Source organism: Micromonospora sp. KC207, from assembly GCF_004348615.1.
Lineage (GTDB): Bacteria > Actinomycetota > Actinomycetes > Mycobacteriales > Micromonosporaceae > Micromonospora.
Genome location: NZ_SMKJ01000368.1, coordinates 1 through 5,526, shown reverse-complemented (window position 1 = coordinate 5,526; position 5,526 = coordinate 1). Strand labels below are relative to the sequence as shown.

General features: G+C 74.1%; 4 protein-coding genes. All 4 read left to right on the top strand.

What is annotated here, in order from left to right; all coding sequences use genetic code 11:
* Positions 1 to 838: fibronectin type III domain-containing protein (locus E1258_RS35250; RefSeq protein WP_243715767.1), on the top strand; the 838-nt coding region annotated here is incomplete at its 5' end.
* Positions 839 to 992: 154 nt separating this feature from the next.
* Positions 993 to 3,626, top strand: a complete 2,634-nt coding sequence (locus E1258_RS29280; protein ID WP_132406811.1) for a fibronectin type III domain-containing protein — start codon at positions 993 to 995, stop codon at positions 3,624 to 3,626.
* Between the two features lie 27 nt (positions 3,627 to 3,653).
* Positions 3,654 to 4,661 carry a MoxR family ATPase gene (locus tag E1258_RS29275; protein ID WP_132406809.1) on the top strand — a complete coding sequence of 336 codons (1,008 nt, stop codon included), beginning with the start codon at positions 3,654 to 3,656 and terminating at the stop codon, positions 4,659 to 4,661.
* A gap of 15 nt (positions 4,662 to 4,676) precedes the next feature.
* The coding region (locus E1258_RS29270; protein WP_132406807.1) for a DUF58 domain-containing protein at positions 4,677 to 5,526 on the top strand (850 nt) is incomplete at its 3' end.

Genomic DNA, 5,526 nt, shown 5'->3' with positions numbered 1-5,526 from the left:
CCCGACGCCGGTCGGGCCCAACGCCGCCCCGGCACCGCCCACGACGCCATCGCCCCGGCAGGCATCACCGTCATCCGAGCAACAGCCACAGCCACAGCCACAGCCACAGCCGATCTTTCAGGCCCAGCCGCAGCCGATCGGCCGGGACCAGGCGGCACCGCACCCCAACGCGCCCGTGCCCCCGCCGGATGCCGGCCCCCCGCCAACGCCCCAGGGCCACCGGACGTCCTGGCCCGAGCACGCGCAGGCAGGGCACGGCCCAACCACGCAGGGGCCGGACGGGCAGCGGACGCCGGACGGGCCGGCATGGCCTGAGCAGGGTGGACGGGGGGTCGACGACGACTACTCCTCCCCGCACGAGGCCTGGCAGACGACGTACCAACAGGAGGAGAACGCCGGGCGCGGCCGGTTGATGATCGTCGTGGCCGTGGTGGTGGCCCTGGTCGTCCTCGTGATCATGGTCGGCGTCGCAGTACTGGTCTTCGGCCGCGACGCGGCACCTCCGCCGGAGACGGGGCCGCCGGCGGCGTCGGCCACGCCGACGGTGGGCGGACCGCCGCCGGGTGACCTAGGGCTGCGGGACGACAGCAGCACGATCACCCTGACCTGGACGGACCCGTCGGCCGGCGCGGTGCCGTTCATGGTGGCCGGCGGCCGAGCCGGGCAGAAGCTGGGAGTGATGGCCACGGTGGACCCGGGGCAGACCAGCTACACGGTGAACGGACTGAACGCCCGGGTGGACTACTGCTTCACCGTCCTCGCGGTGTACTCGACCGACGCGTTCGCCACGTCTGGGCAGGTTTGCACGCAGCGGGAGCCGGGCGCGACACCGCGCTGAACATCCGTCCACCTGGCACGCACGCTGGGTACACGCGGCGAGACGGTGCGGGTTTCCCCTGCCTCAGGGTGGCCATATGATGGCACCCGGCTCACGGGAGGGTCGCCGGTGGACGGTGCCCCACCTGCCACGACGAACGGGGAGGTAGCCGCTTGTGGCCACCATCGACGACGCCGTGACCACGGAGCCGGGTGCTCCACGCCGCCGCCGCTGGCGCGGCGGGCTGGTCACCGTCGGCACGGTGACCGCGCTGCTGGCCGCGATGGGGCTCACCGTCCTCGGGCTGGGCGCCGCCGACAACGCGGTGGCCAACTACGACGCCAGCAGTTGGCTGTGGAGCGCGGCGCGCAGTGAGCTGGCGCGGGTCAACGGCGTGACCGCGCGGGTGGACACCCGGGTGGAGGTCCCCGACTCCCGACGACACCCGATGCAGGTAACCCAGACCGATCGGCTGCTGATCCTGCGCGACCTGAACACCGGCCAGGTCAGCTCATTGGATCTGGCCACCCTACAGATCACCGCCACCACCCGGACCACTCCCGGGCTGGGCGTCAGCGTGGCGCTGCACGAGGACGCCGCGTTCGTGGTGGACGCCGTGCAGGGCATCGTCCGGCAGCTCGACCCGCGCTCGCTGGCCCCGTTCGGCGAGCCGGTGCGCTACCCACCGGGTATCACCGGCGGGGCGTTCGACGGCGAGGGCCGGCTCTGGATCGCGGTTCCGGCCGAGGGCACCGTCTCGGCGATCACCGCGGCGGAGCTGCCGTCCGAGCCGGGTTCGGCCGCGCCGCCCGGCGGCGGCATTCCGGCGAAGAGGATCGAGACATACGACGTCGCGGAGGCCAGTCACGAGTTGGTCGTCTCCGCGTTGGACGACGGCGTGGCGGTGCTCGACCGCACGGCCGGCACGCTGGTGCGGGTGCAGCGCGGCGAGGTGGTCCGTACCCCGCTGACGATCGCCGGGCCGGGGTCGCTGCCGGCGCGCACCAGCGGCCCGAAGGTGCCGGTGACCGTCCCCGCCGAGCGGAAGGTGCACGTGATCGGCACCGCCGGCGAGGAGCGGCAGTTCACCGTACCGGGCCAGGGCGACGGGCTCAGCCCGGCCGTGGCCTGGGCGGACCGCTACTACTGCGCCGACGAGACGACGGGCACCGTCTACTCCTTCGACGCCGCCGGTCAGCTCGTCGACACGATCGGCGGCAAGGGTTCCACCGGTCCCCTGGAGCTGGAGGTGCGGGAGAACCGGCTGTTCATCAACGCGCCGGACTCGTCGACGGCGCGGGTGGTCGACGACAAGCACCGGGTGCGCGAGGTCAACAAGTACGCCAACGACGTGCTCGGCGGCGACCCGCCACCGGTGCCCCCGCCGCCGCCTCCGCCGAAGAAGCCGAAGGTCGGCAAGCCGAGCGCGCCGCGTAGCGTCACCGCGTCGGCCGGCAACACGCAGGCCCGGGTGAGCTGGCGGCCAGCCGCCGCGAACGGCGCCGAGATCACCCGGTACGTGGTGCAGGGTGCCGGCCAGCGCCGCGAGGTGGGCGCCAACCAGCGGTCGGTGGAGATCACCGGCCTGACCAACGGCGCGACGTACCGGTTCTCGGTGCACGCGGTCAACGCCAAGGGCGAGGGCCCGATGCGGACCAGCAACCCCGTCACCCCGACTGCGGCGGTGCCGGACCCGCCGTCCGGCGTCACCGCGCAGGCCCGGCCCGACGGCACGGTGCTGGTGACGTGGCCGGCCGCGAACGGCCAGGGCAACACCATCGCGAAGTACGCGGTGACGGCGACCTCGGCCGGCACGAACGCCCCGGCCGGCGAGTCGACGAAGACGGAGCTGGTCGTGCCGGCCGGCGAGCTGGAATACGGCACGCAGTACGCGTTCACCGTCGTCTCGGTCAACGACCGGGGTGCCGGGTCGGCGGCCTCCCCGGTGAGCAACAGCGTGGTGCCGTTCGCCGCGCCCGGCGCGCCGGTCGACCTGCGGGCGACGACGGTGGCGAACCGGCCGGGCACCATCGCGGTGCAGTGGTCGCCGGCTGCGGCCAACGGTCGGCCCGTGACGAAGTACCTGGTGGACGTGGGTGGCCGGAGCAGCGAGGTGACCGACACCCGGGCCACCGTGGACGGTCTGGGTGACGGGCAGAACGTCACGGTGGCGGTGAAGGCGGTCAACGAGGCGGGTCCGGGCGCGGCGGCGACGGCCACCGCCCGCACCGTCGCGCCGCCCCGGGTCACGGTCACCGGCTCGTCGGCCACGGCCACGGCCGTCACGGTCACCTTCACGGTGGAGGCCGGGGGCGGGCAGGCCACCTGCACGGTCAGTGTCCCGGGCGAGAATCCGGTCACCGCGCGCAACTGCGCCAGCGCCACGGTGCCGGGCCTGACGCCGGGCACCGCGTACACGGCGACGGTGACGGCGAGCAACGCCGCCGGCGAGGGCACCGCGAGACGGGCGCAGAGCACCGACCCGCTGTACGGGGTCGCGACGTGCAACAACGGGCCCGACGGCGACCAGCGGACGTACTGCGACAGGGAGGTGGCCGGCCGCAACGGCAACGAGGTCTTCCGGGTCGCCCGGCAGGACAACGACCAGCAGGTCGGCTGGGCCAGGCCCGGCACCCGGCTGAAGGCGTACTGCCGGAGGCAGGGCGAGAACGTCGACTCCTGGATCTACAACGACCAGAAGCAGAGCACCTGGTGGGTGCGGGTCGAGTTCGAGGGTAAGAACTACATCCCGTGGGCCTGGCTCAACCTGGAGGGCGGCGACAACATCAACGTCCTGCCGACCTGCTGACCGCGCCACCAGGCAAGGAGCACCGCCGTGAACACCCACGAACCGCTCACCCAGCCGGAGGTGCAGGGCTTCGCGGCCCTCGCCGCGCGGCTGGCGGAGAACGTCAACTCGGTGGTGCTGGGCAAGCCGCAGGTGGTCCGGCTGGCGTTGACCGCGCTGTTCGCGCAGGGCCACGTGCTGCTGGAGGACGTGCCGGGGGTCGGCAAGACCACCCTGGCCCGGGCGATCGCCGCCACGGTGAAGGGGCGGTGGCGGCGCATCCAGTTCACCCCGGACCTGCTGCCCTCGGACGTGTCCGGGGTGACCATCTTCAACCAGGCCACCCGGGGCTTCGAGTTCCACCCGGGGCCGGTCTTCGCCAACATCGTCATCGCCGACGAGATCAACCGGGCGTCGCCGAAGACCCAGTCGGCGCTGCTGGAGGTGATGGAGGAGCGCACCGTCACGGTGGACGGGGTGCGCCATCCGGTGCCGCAACCGTTCCTGGTGGTCGCCACGCAGAATCCGGTGGAGATGGACGGCACGTACCGGCTGCCGGAGGCGCAGCTCGACCGGTTCCTGGTGAAGCTGTCCGTCGGGTATCCCGACGAGGCGGTCGAGGTGGAGGTGCTGCGCGGGGCGACGGTCCGCTCCCCCGAGGCGCTGCCGGCGATCGCCGACACCGACACGGTCGGTGAGATGGTGCGGATGGCCCGGCGGGTGCACATCGCCGAGCCGCTGTACGCGTACGCGGTCCGGCTGGCCGCCGCGACCCGTGGTCACCCGCAGGTGCGGGTTGGGGTGAGTCCCCGGGGGGTGATCGCGTTGACCCGGGCGGCGTGCGCGTACGCGCTGATCGACGGGCGGGGCTGGATCATGCCGGAGGACCTGAAGGCCCTCGTCGAGCCGGTGTTCGCGCACCGGCTGCTGCTCAGCTCCGACGCGCAGGTGCGCGGGGTGACCGCCGCCGAGGTGCTGCGCCAGGCTGTCGCCTCGGTGCCGGTGCCGCTGCCGTCCGGCCAGGTCGCCCCGGCGGCGGCCCCGGTGCGGGGCTGAGGCGGGCTGCGGGGCGTGGGGATCACCGCCCGGGGCGCCGGGCTGATCGTGGCCGCCGTGGCGCTGCTCGCTGCCGGGTTCCGGTTCGCGTACCCGGAGTTGACGCTGCTCGGCGCGGCGGCGGCCGTGGCGGTGGGGTACGCGCTGCTGGTGGCGTTGTGGCGGCCCCGGCTGGAGGTGACTCGGCGCGCCGACCCGGACCGGGTGTCGCGGGGCGAGCCGGCGCGGATGGTGCTGACGGTGCGCAACGCGGGGCGCCTTCGGGCGGCGAACCTGCTCGCGGAGGACCGCTGCGGCGAGCGGACGGTGCCGGTGCCGGTGTTGCGGCTGCGCCCCGGCCGGGACACCACGGTCGGCTACGACGTGCCGACCGACCGCCGGGGGGTGGTGCCGGTGGGGCCGCTGCGGGTGATCCGGCGCGACCCGTTGGGGCTGGTGGCGCTGGCCCGGTCGTACTCGTCGACGGTGCCGGTGTGGGTGTACCCGCGCATCCACCCGCTGACGGCGGTGCCGACGGGGGCCGGGCGCAGCCTCGACGGCAGGGTGGACGGGGTGCCGCACGGGTCGATCACCTTCGACTCGCTGCGGGAGTACGTGGTGGGCGACGAGTTGCGCCGGGTGCACTGGCGGACCAGCGCGCGGGTGGGCGAGCTGATGGTGCGGGAGAACGTGGACACGAGCCTGCCCCGGACCGTGGTGCTGCTGGACAACCGGGCGACCGCCCATCCGGCCCCGGAGTCGTTCGAGGCGGCGTGCGAGGCGGCGGCGTCGGTGGTTGCGGCGGCGGTGCGCGCCGGCCTGCCGGTGTCGCTGCTGCTGGTCGCCCCCGAGGGGCCGGGTGGGGGTGCCCCGGAGGGTCCCGTCG